This is a genomic window from Microbulbifer maximicatervae (SeqCode), assembly GCF_052468095.1.
Genome location: NZ_CP174332.1, coordinates 3,487,056 through 3,505,663 on the forward strand (window position 1 = coordinate 3,487,056; position 18,608 = coordinate 3,505,663).

Annotated in this window: 9 protein-coding genes; 3 read left to right on the plus strand and 6 right to left on the minus strand. The window is 47.5% G+C overall.

Going from position 1 to position 18,608, the window contains the following annotated elements; translation table 11 throughout:
- Positions 1 to 42 precede the first annotated feature (42 nt).
- Positions 43 to 1,308 (minus strand): MFS transporter, encoded by a 1,266-nt coding sequence (locus ACJJIL_RS15280; RefSeq protein ID WP_445360103.1) that lies wholly within the window; start codon positions 1,306 to 1,308, stop codon positions 43 to 45.
- Positions 1,309 to 1,945: 637 nt separating this feature from the next.
- On the opposite strand from ACJJIL_RS15280, the gene ACJJIL_RS15285 reads away from it, so the two are divergent.
- Entirely contained in the window at positions 1,946 to 6,715 is a 4,770-nt protein-coding gene (locus tag ACJJIL_RS15285; RefSeq protein ID WP_445360104.1) for a CapA family protein, read from the plus strand.
- A 36-nt stretch (positions 6,716 to 6,751) separates the two neighbouring features.
- Here ACJJIL_RS15285 and ACJJIL_RS15290 read toward each other — a convergent pair whose 3' ends face one another.
- The 5 genes from ACJJIL_RS15290 to ACJJIL_RS15310 form a co-directional block, all read right to left on the minus strand.
- Positions 6,752 to 7,663: a transglutaminase-like domain-containing protein gene (locus ACJJIL_RS15290; RefSeq protein WP_444916500.1), complete on the minus strand. Its 912-nt coding sequence runs from the start codon at positions 7,661 to 7,663 to the stop codon at positions 6,752 to 6,754.
- Between the two features lie 12 nt (positions 7,664 to 7,675).
- Positions 7,676 to 8,932, minus strand: a complete 1,257-nt coding sequence (locus ACJJIL_RS15295) for an HlyD family type I secretion periplasmic adaptor subunit (RefSeq protein ID WP_445360105.1) — start codon at positions 8,930 to 8,932, stop codon at positions 7,676 to 7,678.
- A gap of 21 nt (positions 8,933 to 8,953) precedes the next feature.
- Entirely contained in the window at positions 8,954 to 11,158 is a 2,205-nt protein-coding gene (locus ACJJIL_RS15300; RefSeq protein ID WP_444915913.1) for a type I secretion system permease/ATPase, read from the minus strand.
- On the minus strand, positions 11,155 to 12,585 hold the full coding sequence (locus ACJJIL_RS15305; protein ID WP_445360106.1) for a TolC family outer membrane protein: 1,431 nt from the start codon (positions 12,583 to 12,585) through the stop codon (positions 11,155 to 11,157). The genes ACJJIL_RS15300 and ACJJIL_RS15305 overlap by 4 nt, the downstream gene beginning before the upstream one ends.
- A gap of 146 nt (positions 12,586 to 12,731) precedes the next feature.
- Positions 12,732 to 16,205, minus strand: a complete 3,474-nt coding sequence (locus tag ACJJIL_RS15310; protein ID WP_445360107.1) for a BapA/Bap/LapF family prefix-like domain-containing protein — start codon at positions 16,203 to 16,205, stop codon at positions 12,732 to 12,734.
- A gap of 275 nt (positions 16,206 to 16,480) precedes the next feature.
- On the opposite strand from ACJJIL_RS15310, the gene ACJJIL_RS15315 reads away from it, so the two are divergent.
- A complete protein-coding gene (locus ACJJIL_RS15315; RefSeq protein ID WP_445360108.1) occupies positions 16,481 to 18,040 on the plus strand; it encodes a carboxylesterase/lipase family protein in 1,560 nt (519 codons plus the stop codon).
- 10 nt (positions 18,041 to 18,050) lie between these two features.
- The gene (locus tag ACJJIL_RS15320; RefSeq protein ID WP_444942348.1) at positions 18,051 to 18,599 is read left to right on the plus strand and encodes a histidine phosphatase family protein; all 549 of its coding nucleotides are present in this window, start codon (positions 18,051 to 18,053) and stop codon (positions 18,597 to 18,599) included.
- Positions 18,600 to 18,608 lie beyond the last annotated feature (9 nt).

The following is an 18,608-nucleotide window of genomic DNA, read 5'->3' on the forward strand; positions in this document are numbered from 1 at the left end:
TTGGCGGGGGTATTTTTTTGCCCTTAAATTCTGTATCCCGTGCTAGGAGACATTGGCGACTCGATCCGCGACTACCGTTCCCTCAGGCTCAGGCCACTCAGGGCGAGACAGATACTCGGTAAGGCGATAGAGCACGAACACAACTCCACATAACGCCACTAACAAGCCGTATAAGGCCGGGCCACTCCACCATTGAATAATCACTCCACCAATTAATGGCGCCATCGACCAGCCAATGGCATAAAAGGAAGAGGCCCCAAAATAGGTACCGCGTAAATGGGATGGTGCCAGCCGGTCAATTTGAATGCTCATGGTTGGAAACAAAATTGCCTCAGCCAGACTCAAAATAAAAGTCGCTCCGAGCCAACCCCAAAACCAATCTACCGGATTTAGGGCATACCAAATCTGGGAGATCGACAAAATACCCAACCCAATCACAATACGAGTGTTAATGGCCAGCGGCCCCATTAACTTCATAATGGGAAACTGCAGTAATACTATCGTCGACGCATTAACAAAGATCATGCTGGATATCAGCTCTACCAATCCCGGCGCTTCAGCGCGGGTGAGGTATTGCACCAAGCTTGAATCCATATGCGCATAGATAAACAGCGTTAAAATATTCGCAATAATCACCACCAGAAATACCTGATCACGGCGCAATACCGAAAGCGTATTTCCCAGTGATACACCCGCACCCTTTTGCTTACTCGCTAAACGCCCGCTCTCGGTTCTAGCAAAACCCCAAACAAAGGCCAGGGCTAAGAGTAGGTAGCTGAGAGAGGTGAGCCCAAAAGTGGATTGCTGCGCACTCAAACCGGCCCAGACACCCACAATGGGCCCCAGCGCGGCCCCCACATTAATCAGGAAGTAGCGGAATTGCAGCGCCAATTCACGGCTGGCTTGATCGTCAATTAAATCGCCTATCAGCGCACTCGCCGGCGGTTCCCACACCGCGCGACCGATAGCACACAGGGTCATCGCACAGATAAATCCTGCCAAGGTTTGCGTCACAGCCAACAAAGCAAAGGAAAAAATACTCACAATACAGCCAAGCAATAGCATATTGCGACGCCCATAGCGATCCGATAGTGCACCGGTAAAGAAGCCCAATACAGCAGCACCAACGGCAGATGCACTCAAGATCAAACCAATTTCAGCCGCACCGAGGTGAAACTTTTCAAATAGAAGGATGGCCAGGAAAGGCCAGACCATAAAATAAGTTCCACGGCTAAAAAAACTGCCAATTAAAATAATCCAAACTAACGGAGGGAAGCTCCTCAAGCTTCTCCACCACTTCCCATTCATGGTTACTACTCCAATAGATTCACTGCCAACAATTCGATAGAGGCACCTGTCCTGTATGGTTTAAGTTGACGGGTTCCAGATAAAAGAATGGCGCTAAGGCCACTCGGCGAGTGCCCGAAAGACATTGGTACAAATACAAACCCGGAAGGTTCTCTCACTATTCGGCCAAGGTGCCCATCTTTCTGGGGAGGGCAAGCAGCCTACCTCAGAAAATTAAGAGGCAGACAAAGAAGAGTTTCAGTAAGCAAGATGAATTTGAGACAAACAACCTATATTTACCGACAAAAAAACCCGAGATGATAAGATCCCGGGTTTCCTTCTTGGCAGAAAATGCTCCTGCCCTACGGCTAAACCTTGGTATTAACCCACACTGTTAATTACAGGTTAATAGAGAATAATCTGAGCGAGTTGCACAACAATCATTCTGAATACGGTTACCCAATACTATCCGACAAGATTTGTTTTGAAAACCCAAATTGACAGATAAAACAAAAAAATATTTGCCACACCACCACCCCAGTACAAACCACTAAAAGCAGAATCTTCCCCCCCGTCTATACTCGTTCAGGAAAAGCACCCGAGCCGACCAGCAGAAAAAATACTGCCACGCTTTTTTAATAGAGAGATAAGTCGCGACATGTCCCTATCCAACATGCTCGTTCAAGTGCGTGCTCAGGTTGAGCAGGCACTGGGTAAGCAACGCCCCCCCTATACCTTGTTTTTTTCAATTAGTGATGCCAAGCATCGCGCCATCGTGAAGCATAAAACGGCGGCGGATATTTCGGAAGCCTGGCAAGCCTTAGCAAAGACAATCCAAAGGGCAGCAAAGTCGCACAAGATGGAACCCTGTTGGTTACGTGTCGATTGGGTCACCCAAAAAAGCACAATGACATTTGCAGGCTTGGAAGAAATCCTTAAAGACACCAAGAGGTCGTATTTCCGCTATGGCCTCGCACTTGATATGGACTGCGAAATAGCATTCCTGGAGCAAGAGCTAAATGCTAATGCCATGCTCTATGGCGGAAATCAGATTGATCATGTCATTATTAATGAGAACAATTTTCTTGCCTACGCTAAGCAAAGATTCGGTATAAATACCGAGCTGGATTTTTCAGAAGAAAAGACTGTGCTTCTGCTTTCAACTCAGGGAGTTTTCTGTGAATCCAAGCGTCAGCCCGTTTGCCTCTACGGACCCGGTTTAGATGCCGGCCGACGTGTCATAGAAAAATTAGATACTAATACTGTCTCTAATTTGATTAGAAACAGCAGTAACTACTTAAGCTCTCAAGTCAAAAAGAATGGCTCCTTCCACTATGGTTGGCACGCCTGTTTCGACCGGAAGATCGACACCTATAACAACTTACGACATGCCAGTAGTACTTATTCGATGATTGAAGCCTGGGAGGTTACTGGCGACAAAGCTCTAATGAACTCCATACATCGATCACTGGAACACCTTACAACAGAGCTAATTCAAACCGCCACCCTCCCCTCAGGTGCTGAGGGAGCTTTTTTGGTAGAGGCAAATAATGAAATAAAACTAGGGGGCAACGCAGTATCACTGTTAGCCCTGGTAAAGTACTCTGAGGCAACGAAAACCGACAAGTATTCCAAACTGATGGAGCAATTAGCACTTGGGATAGAGTATATGCAGGACTCAATCACCGGGCAGTTCTCCCATGTTCTTGAATATCCAGATCTTCAAGTTAAAGATAAACATAGGGTCATCTATTACGACGGTGAAGCTGCCTTTGGTTTGATGCGGCTTTATGGCTTTACTAAAGATTCACGCTGGCTAAATTTGGTTGAAAAGGCATTTGATTATTTCATTCAAGCCAATCACTGGCGTGCTCACGATCATTGGTTAAGCTACTGCGTTAATGAACTAACCCTTTATCGCCCCGAAGAGAAGTACTACCAGTTCGGTATTCGAAACTTCGCCAGCTATTTGGATTTTGTGGAGAATAGGATAACCACATTCCCTACTCTGCTTGAATTGATGATGGCAGCTGAAAAGATGGTAACTCGCTTGGGCAAAGAGCCCGAGTTCCAATATTTACTTGACCAGGTAGACCTAAAACACTTTTACAGAGCACTACATAAGCGTGCGATGTACCTTCTAAATGGGTATTTCTGGCCTGAATTCGCCATGTATTTCAAGAATCCCAAACGTATATTGGGAAGCTTCTTTATCCGGCACCATGCCTTCAGAATCCGTATTGATGATGTCGAGCACTATCTATCTGGTTTTGTCGCTTATCGAAAGTACCTGCTTACGCCCAAAAATGCACCCGAGGATATTGAGGAGGCATACCAAGAAATGACCGTCGAGCCAACTGCCGGCTCCCACAAGTCACTACCAGTGCTCGCTTGGGGAGGAGATGTTAACTTAGCCCGGAGGCAGCATTACCGTACGGCCCAATTTGGCACCGAAAAAGTACTCGGCACAGTCATTGCCCTAAAAAACGCAGATATAAGCGTCGTTAACTTAGAGTGTGTCGTCGGAACTGAGGGTGAGCAAGGGATCAGTAAAGGCGAATCGTCCCCATACTATTACCGAGCCCGGCCCGAAATGCTTTCGGTATTAATGGAAGCCGGTATTGATGTTGTTGTCACTGCAAATAATCACAGTGGAGACTATGGCACTGCTGCGTTAATGGAACAGCAGTATTGGCTCAACGAAACCGGTATCGGGCACACAGGCTCAGGCATCAATATCGAAGAAGCTCTGGCCCCAGTATATCGCCCGGCAGGTCGACTTAATGTAGCCATTTTTTCTCTTGATGCTACACAACCCCGATTTGCAGCAGGTCCAAATACTCCCGGATGTGCACACTTGCCACTAACCATGCCCAGTCTCTGGTTCGACAATTTGAAGCCTCGAATTGAGGCCGCGCGAGAGAAAGCTCATATAGTACTTGTCGCTGTTCACTGGGGAGGCAATAGAGAACCCGAACCCAGCGAAGACGAAATCGCTATTGGTCATGCCATTATCGATGCAGGGGCAGATGGTATTCTGGGTACCAGTGCGCATAACCTACAAGGTATTGAAGTCTATAAGAATCGGCCAATCATCCATGACGCCGGGGATCTATTATTTGATGCAGTTCGGCGAAGCTTGGCAGATAGTGGAGTCTTTCGGCTTTACTTAAGTGAAAAAGGAGTAGAAAAGGTTGTCTTTGTACCTGTAGGTGTCGGATTTGGCTTTAGCAAGCAGTTGAGTGGAGATAGCGCAAAAGAGCTTACCCAACGATTTTCCAAATTCTGTTCAGCTCTGGGAACAAACCTAGTACCGAATTCAGATGGTAGCGGAACCATCTTGCTTTCGCCTCCGGATAGACAATACCGTAAATTACCACATCTCTTTAAAACCCATTACAAACGGGACCCGATTAAGCAGCAGCGTCCATTGAGTCCAAACTGGACAGTAGATCAAGTACCCCTGGATGCGCAGATCCCTCCGCTTGAATGCGGACCGCTTAAATTATTAGGTGTCAGGTTTTATCCCCGTGAAATAAAAACTCGCCAGATGCTGTGGGTAGAATCCTTCTGGACTACTGACGAGAAAGTACAGGAAGATTTTCGCCTGGACTTTCGAGCTATCCCCATTAAGGAAACATCTATGCCTTATTGGGGAAAATCGATGGACCATGATCCCTGTGATTGGCAGGTACCCACCACAAAATGGCAGCCGGGGGTAATCTACCGAGACCTGTATGGAATAAGAGCACCAGCCAAGAATGAACTTCAACCTGTACATTTACATTTAGCCGTAGGCCTAATTTCAAACACCACCCAAATTAAACCCATACTCGTGGGGGGAATGATTACTCAACTGAATCTACTGGGGAAGAAGCCCTCCACTCGTCCCAGAGTCCCAAGTTATATGACCGAGTTCCCACCGGTTGTTTATCAACATCATCCAGGTCAAACTTGGAACGAAGAACAAATTAATACAATTGCAGGTGGCAGATGGTTGGTCCCTCCCCCAAAGGGATGGTTTGTCCGAAGCGTAATCTCAGGGAGTAGCTTTATAGAGGAGTCTCTTGACCCTATTCTATTCGTTGCACACACTAACCTTGATCGAGCTTACCATGAACAAAGCTCAAAGAAGCCAACTAAATTTTGGGATTTCCACCAGAAGCTCCCTTCTTTTGCCGATCAAATTGCCGGAGTAATTGTATCCAAACCCGTTGCTGGACTTCCAAAAGATCTCCCTGTACTCCAGGTAAAAGACCCAATCAAAGTTATTGTCGAGTTAGGTTTAGCGGCAAGGGAGCGATTTACTGGTGATGTAATAGCGATTACTGGCACTGCGGGAAAGTCAACAACACTCAAGATGATTACCCAAATGCTGGGAACAAGAGAAAAAATACTTTCCAGTATGGGGAACTATAACTCTCGCGTAGGTGCGCCATCAATGATGGCTAGCCTGAATCAAGATCATGAAGTCGCAGTTATAGAAGTTGCTCAAAGTGCCCTATGGATGAAACGTGGCCCTATTACACATCAAGTAAAACCCACTATTGCCTTAATAACCGAAATTGGAATGTCTCAAACTAGTCACCACGTAAAATGTGTCGAAGATACTGCTCGTTGGAAGTCACGAATTTATGATGGTCTTACTGGCTCCGCTATCGCTATTGCTGGAGAGCATCTAAAGTGCTTTGACTATGTATTGAAGAAAGCCAAGAAACATGCAAAGCGAATCATCATCTTTGGGGAAAGTCCTAATGCTGAAGTTCGTATTCTGGGAGTACGTACCGATGAATCTGGTAGCTGGGTCCAACTGAAATTTCCTAAGCGGGAATTAGAACTTCGCGTTCCTGCTCCAAGTATCGGTATGCTACACAATGCTGTCGCCTCCATTTGCGCAGTCTATGCCTTGGGCAGAGATATCGATGCAGCGGCATTAAAACTACAAGAACTACAGTTAGATGACAGCCACCTACAGCGCACCCGTATAAAAGTACATGGAAAATCCATTAGTCTGATCGATGATAGTTGGAATGCTACTGTCAGCTCAATGCTTAATGCTTTTTCCGTATTTGCACAAACTGAGACTCAAGATAAAGGAAGAAAGATTGCCGTTCTAGGCCGAATCGTTCATTTAGGCGAAAAAGCCAAGGAGCTTCATGAGAGCCTTGCTGGCCCCCTTATTCAAAGCAAGGTAAATTGGGTAATAACCCATGGCGAGGAGATGGAGTATCTTCGCAAGGTGCTGCCTGATGAATTATTAGGCCCTCACTTTTCCGAAGCTCCCGCCTTGGTAAGTTATCTAACAGACTTTTGTCAGGATTCAGACCTTATCCTTTTAAAAGGCTCAAGGCGGGATTCAGATTTTGGCTCTATTCCTGCACTGCTAGATAAACTCCAAAAAACCGGGCAGACTTTGGAAACAGAATAAAATTCAGTCTACAAAATATATCAGAACAAGTAGTCGCTATTGTAAGCTCCACTCAATGGCGACCTTTGTTTGGTCTACATTTCCCTTGAATTCTTTAGGCCACAAATTAGACCACACCCAAGTAAAATCGCGGGTAAGAGTAATTTTACTAAGCTGTCCTCGACCAAACCCATATCCAAATCGAGACTCCTGAGCCAAATTAGGATCTACCGGCATCCAGCGTCCATTCATGTAGACTTCAGCAGCATGATGATTGGGTTGTTTAAATTGCTTTCTTTTGGTAAAAAGAAACTCAGAAGTGACCCTTGCTGGATAGCCCATTGAACGGGCCAAAGCAACAAAAAGAGCTGCATACTCTGTACAATCGCCCTTTCTTGACTCGAGTGCCGCAAGTGCGCCTTTTGTCGGTTGGATTTTATATTCGATAACAGCTTGGGGTAAGAGAAATGCAGCTCGCAATCGCCCCTCTTCATCAGAAAACGTATTCTGAATTTCCAAGGATAATTTTTTTATTGCCAAAGCATCTGATTCAATATACTTTGCTGGCTGAAGATATTTTTTAGCCGGATAAGGCTCACGACCTCGAGAAATCTTGGCATAATCATAAGAACTCAACAAAAGGTCAAAATGAAATTTTCGCTTAACGACCTTTCCTGCAGGTATGTCTAGCCTTACTTCTAAATACTTGGAATCTCCCTTCTTATGATCCTTGATAACTAAATTTTCAGGGTATTCGTATCTTATCTCTTTTAATGACTGCTGCAATCCAGTTTCAACTGGCATCGACAATCTGTGAATATACCCTATGACATCACGTTCAGAGTGATTTTCTATAGTAACTTCTGCGGACAAGGTAACCTTCTTGCTATCAGCTACTGCACCGCGCCAAAGACCAAAAAGGCCGAGAAAAATACAAAACACCGAAAACGCGATTTTGCTACCAAGCATCAATTCCCACCGCTATCTCTCTCGCAAAGCTTCACTTGCTCTGTTAATCGGCTTTAACAGATAATCAAAGATGGTTTTTGATCCTGTTTTGATATCCACCGTAGCAATCATCCCAGGCACAATTGGGAATTTCTTTCCAACTTTATTTATCAAGGAATCTTTTTCAGTTAGGATAAAAACCCGATAATAATACTCTCCTGGTGTAAATTCATCTTGTATTGTATCTGGAGATATAGTCGTAACCTCACCATCTAAGCCTCCATACACTGCATACTCATAAGCTGTTATTTTTACCTTGGCAGCCTGTCCAGGACGAATAAACGCCACATCTCTAGGAGATATTTTTGCCTCAATTAAGAGCTGATCGTCCAGAGGGACTATCTCCATTAATTTTCCATTGGGTGGCACAACTCCGCCTATTGTCGTAACTTCAATAGCCTTAACGATTCCCCTCACAGGAGATCGATGAGTCAACCGGGTCAAAGAGTCAGACCGCCCTTCTTTTACTGAAGAAAGTGACTCAACTTCTGCTCTGACATTGGCAAGCTCTTCTCGAGCCTTGACCATATAATCGGACTTGATTTCCAGAATTTTGGTTTCCAGCTCTGACTTCTGCCGTTGCAGACGCAACACATCGACACTACTAGCCGCCCCAGAATCAAGTAAAGAAGTTGTTATAGTTAGTTCCTTGTTAACCAACTCTAATGTTTCTTTTGAACCACGAAGGGATTCCGCCAGACCTCGCTGTCTTATGTCAAATAACTTCTTTTCTGTGGCAATAAGTTCGGTGAATTCTGTAAGTTCTTCCGGGAATTTTATTGGTGTTCCATTTACTTCGGCATTTAAACGGGAAACGCTAGCAAGTGCAGCTCTATATCTTGCTGAAATTTCATCTACATTTGAGCGAAGCTTTGTCGGATCCAGTTGTGCTAACACCTCCCCTTTCTCGACAATGTCTCCTTCAGATACTTTTAAGTCAGCAAGTATGCCCCCCTCCAAAGACTGAATAATTTGTGAACGTGAAGTTGGCACTACTTTTCCACTACCCGATGACACTTCATCCACTTTGGCGAGATATGACCAAGTCACTGACGCTGCAAGAAGTAGGAAAAATACCCAAACAATTCTTCCAGAACGAACCAGAGATGCATCATCAACATCATCGCCATACTGCTTTTCGTCATTTTGAGAGTCTATATCTAGGAGGGCAACGCGTTTTGGTTCTCGCCGAGGGTGTGATAGCAAATCGTGACCATCTGCGTTTGACATGGCTACCTCGCCAAAATTTGTCTATGAAACCTTCTCACCCTGTTGGGTATCTTTGCCTTTTTGTCGTGACAATATGGAAATCGCCTTATCTTTGGGCTCATCTAAAGCAACTCTGCCGCTATCTAAAACTATTACGCGATCCACAAAATTTAGAATACTTGTTCTATGAGTAGCGACTACAACTGTCCGCTCAGCACTCCACTGTGAAAGAGCATGAATAAACCGCTTCTCAGTAGCTTCATCCAGGGCTGACGTTGGCTCATCTAACAAAAGAACATTTGGTTGGCGTAGAAGCAGGCGGGCTAGAAGTAGAGATTGCTTTTGTCCTCCAGAGAGTCCAAACCCTCCTTCCTGGATCAAGCACCCCAACCCTTTTGGAAGCTTGTTAACAAAAGCCTTGGCGCCTGTCATATCAAGCGCCCACATAATTTCCTCATCACTGGCATACGGGGCGCCTAGCACCAGGTTTTCATAAATAGTGCCATGGAAAAGGCCTGTTTTCTGACTAAGCAGGGAAACATCACGCCTGACATCAGCAGGATCTATGTGGGCAAGGCTCACATCATCAAGCCGCAACTGCCCCCTGGCAGGCTCAATGTATCCCGATAAAGCATGTAAAAAGGTTGACTTCCCTGACCCATTTCTGCCCAGGATCGCAATTCGCTCACCTTGATGTATTTTTAGGTCGGAAATAATCAGTGCCGGTTCAGCAGCACTATCTCCGTAGTTATATACCGTTTGCTGAAAGTGATAATTGCCCTGGATAACTGATTTTTGTACTTTTTTTTCATTTTCAGGATTATCAACCGGCAGCTGCATAATTTGATCAATACCCTGCATCGCAAACCTAGCCTGCTGCCACCGACTAAGAACTTGGGTTATATTTGCCATTGGCGCCATCATTCTGGAGCCCAGAATCGAGGCCGCTACCAAAGCACCGGTCGTCATACCCCCTTCCATTACCATCGGCGCCCCAAAAAGAACAACAACAGCAAAAACCGATGATTGAACATTGTGAGTCCAACTCAGTAACAGCCCTACCAAATACCGCAATTTAAGACTGGATTCGGCGGTAATGGCATTGAAGTGATTCCACTGCCCTTGAAATCTCTGCTCTGCCTGCATGGCTTTTATATCTTCAAGTCCCTGCACTGTCTCAATTAGCATGGCATTGCGCAGAGCACCCTCTCTGATTGATTCTTTGGAGAGAGTTGCCAATTTTGGCTGAAGTAGCAAACCAGGAATTATCAGTAGGAAGACTGCTACCAAAGGAATTAATGCCAGGCTTCCTGCAATCCACCACATAACAAACAGAAAAAGTATAAAAAATGGAAGGTCCGCGAGTGCCAGTATTGTCGAGGATGTAAACAACTCTCTTATTCTTTCAAGATCTCTAATTTGTGAAATAAAGGTCCCTGTAGACTTTGGCCTTGCCTGATCTTTGACCCGAATAGCATGGCCAAAGACTAAATCTGACATACGAATATCCGCACGTTTTCCCAACAGATCAGTTACCCTGACCCGCATGGTTCTCATAATGAAGTCAAAAACAATGGCAACTACAACACCACTAAAAAGGACATAAAGTGTTGGCAATGACTCGGCGGGGATTACTCGATCATAGACTTGCTTGGAAAAAATGATGCCTGCTAACGCCAATGAATTAGCGATTGTAGTAGCAATCATCACATGAAAGTAGGGTTTTAAGTCCCGTAATATAATACGTCGAAACCAATGTTTATCGTGGGGCTTAATATACTCATCAATTCTAGAATCAGTCGCTGTACGCCTAGGCCGGAATATTGCCAAACTTAAAATTTGACTCTTCAACTCACACAGAGGCACACTCGTTTTTAGGCCTTTATCGCCACAGTAGGTAACACTCAGTTGCTCTTGCTTGGATACAGAATCGATGACAATCAACTGTCCATCTATCGTTTGTGCTACAACAGGCAATCTCCAAGAATTAATCGCAGACTCTGTGAATGGGCAAAATTTAACCGTTAGGCCTGCTTGCCGCGACATCTGACGAATAACACCTTCTACCGAATCACAGCCCCCCCAATTTCCCGCTATTCGCACTCTCTCGGCCGAACAGTCGATACGATAATATCGTGCAATGGCAATAATTGCCTCACACCATGGATCAAAGTCAGATGCCATATTAGAGGTATCTAAAGATGAACCTTCACCATCATTAGTACTTTCAATTTGGTTATTATTCAAGGCAACACCTCCACGCCCTGAATTTGAATACCTTCTAGCTCGAAGGCTTCACGCATACCGCCACGACTATGTAAGCAGTCAATTTTTAATAAATGTAAATCAAAAATCGTATTATTTTTTTCCAGGCGGGCAAGGTGTAATTCCTGCTCTGAATTGAGCAAATCAATTAAAGTTCTTGTTCCCAAGGTGGAGTATTGCTGCTTATAGAGATCCCTTGTTTCTGCAATTGCACTTTCCCTGGCACTAAGCGCCCCCAAACTTCGCATTAACCCTTCTGCCTCCTCTTGTGCCTCCCGATACTTTTGGGTTGCTGACAGCTGAGCTGAATCCCGAGCAGCATCCGCTGACTGTAAAGCATAATTAGCGCCTTCTCGACCAGCAGCTATTTTTCCGCCTTGGTATATAGGCATGGAAACATTTAGGAAGATGGCTTTTTCATTTTCATTGAGGGCGTTGGCATCTACATAGTTTTGATCCAAATATTGATTTACATTACCGTCCAAAGTGAATGTCGGCCAAGTGTTTGCTTTTGCCAACTTTAGTTTCGCTTCTGCCTCAGCTCTATCTGCTTCGGCAACCAGAACCTCTGGAACAGAGGACAGATTAAACGATTCAACGTCACAAGCTTGGGCGACATCTTCCGGAATATACATAGCAACCCGAAAAGGGGACTGAAAACCTGTTAATTTTTGTAGCGTGCTACGCCATCGACGCAACAGGGCTTCAACCTGTTGCTTGGAGGCCTGCGCAGCATCTACTCTAGACTGAGCTTGTAAAACATCTGAGCGAGAACTCACCCCTCGTTCTTTTCGAATTTGCACAAGTCTGGCAATAGCAGATACACCTTGAACTTGTGCATCAGAAGTAATTAGAAGTGACTGGTAACGTTGAACTTCAATTGCAGCTTTTGCAGTTCTCCTTGCAACTTCATCAATAGATTGGAGAACTTCAGCTTGCGATCTTTGCACCCCTGCTTGGGCAACAGAAACGCTACTGGATACTTTGCCAAAGTCGTAAACCATCTGTGAAACATTCATCTGAAATGCGTGACCATCACCTTCACGCTTATATTCAGAATCATGTCCAGCCACAACACCAGCACTCAACTGCGGGAAATATCCTGATCTTGCGGAACGGACTCCCTGCCTCTGCTGGTAAAGACTACCTATTGCTTCTGCAATTAGGGGGTGCCAACCCACCGCTTGATGCACGACTTCAAGGATATTAAGTTCATTTCGTTTAATTCCCCTTTCATACTCACTAAACGATAACTGCCTAAGTGAATCATTCACTTCGACATCCATTTTACTTGGACTAATTACTTCAGCTGTGGGAGACGAACCAAAGAGGTCAGCTTCAGCAAGGAGAGCCCAAAATGCCAGAGCAAATAGCATTGACATTTTCCATAGTCGTTTAAACACTTCCACTATGTTCACTTTTCACTGATTATTGGAGAGATAAAACACGCACTCACCGCTAGACATCAACGGTTTCGAAGAGTGGCTACGAAAGTCTAGCCAAAAAAAACCGGGCCTTGCGGCCCGGTAAATAAGTTAATGAAAGGCTATCTGATCTAGGTGTCACTCAAGCCATTTTGTTGCCACATATCTCCAACAGGATCTTCAAACGCCGCTGCATTATCTGTCGCTGTCAGGGCATCAGTGCCACCAACCATGCCACTGGAATCTAAGGTCGGGCTCACACCCTCCTCATTTTCACTCGACTCAAATACCTGAGCATCTTCACTCGTTGACTCAAGTAGCTCATCGATTGACAGGTTAGAACCGGCACCCAGCATACCTTCGCCCGCATCTGCAGTAACGTCGATATCGAGGAACCCATCAGATCCAACGGTTGAATCAGAACCGATATTGATGATGGTGATATCAATATCAATGTCGATATCAAGGTTGATATCTATGTCGATATTTATATCGATGTCTACATCGGCATCGGCGTCTGCGTCTGCATCTGCATCTGCATCTGCATCTGCATCTGCGTCTGCGTCTGCGTCTGCGTCTGCATCAGCGTCTGCATCAGTGTCAGCGTCTGCATCTCCATCGGGCACCCAAGCGAACAAGGCATCGGACGACGTTCCAGCTTCGCTATCGAGAGCTTCTACATCGCTGTCTTGAAGTTCACCAGGCTCTTGCGAATCCGATCCGATATTGATGATGATAATATCAACGTCAATATCAATATTGATGTCGATATCAATATCAATATTTATGTCGATATCGACATCTGCATCAGCGTCGGCATCAGCGTCGGCATCCGCATCGGCATCTGCATCTGCATCTGCATCTGCATCTGCATCCGCATCAGCATCAGCATCCGCGTCAGCATCAGCATCAGCATCGGCATCCGCGTCAGCATCGGCATCCGCGTCAGCATCAGCATCCGCGTCAGCATCAGCATCAGCATCAGCATCAGCATCAGCATCGGCGTCGGCGTCGGCGTCGGCGTCGGCGTCGGCGTCGGCGTCGGCATCCGCATCCGCATCCGCATCCGCATCCGCATCCGCATCCGCATCCGCGTCAGCATCGGCATCGGCATCGGCATCCGCGTCGGCATCCGCGTCGGCATCAGCATCGGCATCGGCATCGGCATCGGCATCGGCATCGGCATCGGCATCGGCATCGGCATCCGCGTCGGCATCCGCGTCGGCATCCGCGTCGGCATCCCCATCGGGCACCCAAGCGAACAACGCATCAGACGGCGTTCCGGCACCGCTATCGAGAGCTTCTACATCGCTGTCTTGAAGCTCACCAGGCTCTTGAGAATTTGATCCGATATTGATGATGATAATGTCAACGTCAATATCAATATTGATGTCAATATCAATATCAATATTTATGTCGATATCGACATCCGCATCTGCGTCGGCATCGGCATCGGCATCGGCATCAGCGTCGGCATCCGCATCGGCGTCGGCATCGGCGTCGGCGTCGGCGTCGGCATCAGCATCCGCATCCGCATCCGCGTCGGCATCGGCATCGGCATCGGCATCCGCGTCAGCATCGGCATCGGCATCGGCATCGGCATCGGCATCCGCGTCAGCATCCGCGTCGGCGTCGGCATCCGCATCCGCATCCGCATCCGCGTCAGCATCGGCATCGGCATCTGCATCTGCATCTGCGTCAGCATCGGCGTCGGCATCCGCATCCGCATCCGCATCCGCATCCGCATCCGCATCCGCGTCAGCATCGGCATCGGCATCTGCATCTGCATCTGCGTCAGCATCCGCGTCGGCATCCGCATCGGCATCTGCGTCGGCATCCGCGTCGGCATCCGCGTCGGCATCGGCATCGGCATCCGCGTCGGCATCCGCATCAGCATCTGCGTCGGCATCCGCATCTGCGTCAGCATCCGCGTCGGCATCGGCATCGGCATCGGCGTCCGCATCAGCATCAGCATCAGCATCAGCGTCGGCATCCGCATCAGCGTCGGCATCCGCATCCGCATCCGCATCAGCATCAGCATCAGCATCAGCATCAGCATCAGCGTCGGCATCGGCATCGGCATCGGCGTCAGCGTCGGCATCCGCATCAGCATCCGCGTCAGCGTCAGCGTCGGCGTCGGCATCCGCATCGGCATCCGCATCGGCATCGGCATCGGCATCAGCATCAGCGTCGGCATCCGCATCAGCGTCGGCATCCGCATCAGCATCAGCATCAGCGTCGGCATCGGCATCGGCGTCAGCGTCGGCATCGGCATCGGCATCCGCGTCAGCGTCGGCGTCGGCGTCGGCGTCGGCGTCGGCGTCGGCGTCAGCATCGGCATCCGCGTCGGCATCCGCATCGGCATCCGCATCGGCATCGGCATCGGCATCGGCATCGGCATCCGCATCAGCGTCGGCATCCGCGTCGGCATCGGCATCGGCATCGGCATCCGCATCGGCATCGGCATCGGCATCGGCATCGGCATCGGCATCGGCGTCGGCGTCCGCATCAGCGTCCGCATCGGCATCGGCATCGGCATCGGCATCGGCATCTGCATCTGCATCTGCGTCAGCATCCGCGTCGGCATCCGCGTCGGCATCCGCATCTGCGTCGGCATCGGCATCGGCATCGGCATCGGCGTCGGCGTCGGCGTCGGCGTCGGCGTCGGCATCAGCATCGGCATCCGCATCCGCATCCGCATCCGCATCAGCATCAGCGTCGGCATCCGCATCAGCGTCGGCATCCGCATCAGCATCTGCATCGGCATCCGCATCGGCATCGGCATCGGCATCCGCATCAGCATCAGCATCTGCGTCGGCATCGGCATCGGCATCGGCATCGGCATCGGCATCGGCGTCAGCATCCGCATCAGCGTCAGCATCTGCATCGGCATCAGCGTCGGCATCGGCGTCCGCATCGGCGTCCGCATCGGCATCCGCATCGGCATCCGCATCGGCATCCGCATCCGCATCGGCATCGGCATCGGCATCGGCATCGGCATCGGCGTCAGCATCCGCGTCGGCATCCGCATCCGCATCCGCATCCGCATCCGCATCCGCATCCGCATCCGCATCCGCATCAGCATCAGCATCAGCATCCGCATCTGCATCTGCATCTGCATCAGCATCAGCATCAGCATCTGAGTCAGCGTCGGCATCAGAATCAGGAATAAAAAAACGATCGCCGTTATTGTCATCGTCATCACTAGCCGCGACAGCTATAACAACAACTCCAAGGGCAATTAATGCTGGAATCCACCAAGAAAAACCGGGATTGGCCGGCGCTGGTGCGGGATAAGATGCACCACCAGCCGCAGCAAAGGCGGAGATTAAGTCTCCATTAGAAGCTAACATAAGAGGCTCTTCAGCCCCTGTTAGCACTAGCTCACTATGGTCACCTTCTTCATCTAACAGGTAAAACCCTGAAATAATGATGATTTGACCGGACTTTAAAACAATAACAAGGTCTACTCCGTCCTTGGAAAAAGACGCAATATCCTCAGGATCTGCGGGCATTTCGACAAGACCAGGAGAGGTCAAAGATAGCCCCTCCAGTGATCGCTCGTCGATTGAGCCCGTGGATTTGTCAAAGATTTTCGCAATCATGCTCTCACCAACTTCAAACGGTGCAACTTCCTAAATACACAGTTCATGGCCTGAGCTTAAAGACGGAAAATACCCCACTTTGAGCCCATCCGTGACTAGATTCACTAATACATTGCCTTACTAATTTCCCTCCATAAAAAAACAATTACGCCAGTACGTTTTTACGCGCACTACTTTTGTATGGACGTAATTCAAAACGTTTTCAAGGAGGAGTTAGGCTGCGGCAGGAGAAAAACAGTTTTCGTGCTAACTTCAGCAAGATTAGGAAGTTACAAATGACTACAGACCCGGAAATTGGCAGGCACTTAAACAAAAAACCTACACCCGTTGTTGATACGCTTGCCGGGCCAATCATCGGAACCACAGATGAAGAAACTGGCGTATATAAATTCTTGGGTATTCCCTACGCTCTCCCTCCTGTAGGGAATTTACGTTGGCTACCTCCACAAGAGTTGGACCGCTGGAAAAATCCTTTCCAAGCGCATAGCTTTGGTTCACCAGCAGCGCAAAACTCATCCGCCCTAATGGAAGTTCGAGATCAAAACGGGAATCTTCCTGAAAGGGAGGAATGCCTCTATTTGAATGTATTCTCTCCCGCAATGTCGCAAGGAAAAAAGCTGCCAGTAATGTTTTGGGTTCATGGCGGCTCTTTTTACATGGGATCAGGATGCCAAGAAATTTACAATGGTAAATACTTGGCAGCTAGCGGTCGGACAATTGTTGTCACTATAAACTACCGCTTAGGCGCCCTGGGATTTCTGCGCCTAAAGGATATTAGTGATATACCATCAACCGGCAATGAAGGGCTTTTAGATCAAATAGCCGCCCTACAATGGGTTCGGAAAAATATCTCAGCATTTGGCGGAGATCCAAACAATATCACTCTTTTTGGCGAATCAGCCGGGGCAATGAGTATTGCCTCCTTACTTGAAACTCCACAATGTAAAGGCCTTATACGGCGTGCAATTGTCCAAAGTGGGCACCCAAGAGCCTCTCACTCCCAGCAAAGCGCTAACCATGTTGGTAAGACTTTCATTCAACAATTTGAGAAAATCTCTGGTGGCATCTCACTAAAAAATTGTCCGACCAAACTTCTTCTGAAAACCCAAAAAGCAATACTCTCTGACACGTCTATGACAGCAAAATGGGGGCAACTGCCATTTAAACCTGTCGCAGACAGGGAACTTTTTTCCCCTGAAAAAAAGCTCTCCCCGACACACCAAACATCCCTTTTGTTAGGGAACAATTTGGAGGAATGGAATCTCTTCAGCGCGATAAACCCTGAAAGCTTTAACATGGACTACCGGCAAATATGCACTCATCTCGAATGGCTTATCCCAGAGTCCGAGTTAAAGCCCCTACTCAGACATTACTATCAACTAGCAAAAAAAATGACAGACAATCCCTGGCCAGAGTGGAGTCGAGCCTGGAACCTTTTGCTCACTGATATGGTATTCACCTTGCCTGGGCTGAGACACCTACAAAGTCATCAGGGGGAAAACTATCACTATCACTTTGCACAACCTCTCGCTGCACAGCCTTTACTAGGGGCCTGTCACGCCGTTGAGCTTGGTTATGTATTTGGAACCCATAGCGATCAGTCCTTGAAAACACTATATGGTGCTGAAGAAAACCCCCATTTATTAAGTGCCTCAATGCAACAAGCTTGGCTGAATTTTGCTGAAACAGGGAAACCCGGCAATGATTGGCCAGAGTTTTCAGGAAAACACAGTAAGCGATTTGGCAATCATCCCTCAGCCAGGGCGTTTAATTCACCAGAGCTTCTCAGTTTATGGCAACATATACCCGACGATAGGTTGAATGGTTATCTTTAGGCTGGCATAGATGGCAAGAATTTTTTTAATCAGGCATGGAGAAGCAGCGAAAGGGGAGCACATCCCCGATCCAATACTCACAGACGAAGGTTACAAGCAGGCAGAAGAGCTAGCCCTAAAACTTTCCACACTCGAGAAAGTTCAATTAATAAGCAGCCCCAAACTCCGTGCACAGCAAACAGCAAAGCCCTTGGCCGAAGTTTGGGATATAGAGGTTGTAATTGAAAATGCAGTGACGGAAATACCTACACCAGAGGAAATACCCAAAGCTCAACGCCTAACCTGGTTACGAACATTACTTACTGGAGAGTGGGACCCCTGCGACAGAGAACAAAAAGATTGGCGCGATGGAATAATCAGGTATTTGGAAAGTCTTTCAGAGGACACCTTTATCTTCTGCCATTTCATGGTCATCAATTCAGTTGTTGCACATATCCGAAACCACCAAAAAGTACAACAGTTTAGGCCCGACTACACTTCAATCACTGAGCTAAAAAATGATGGAAACAAGCTACATTTAGTCCAGCTAGGCGAAGAAAAAGATAATAAAATTCTATAAGAAAATGGG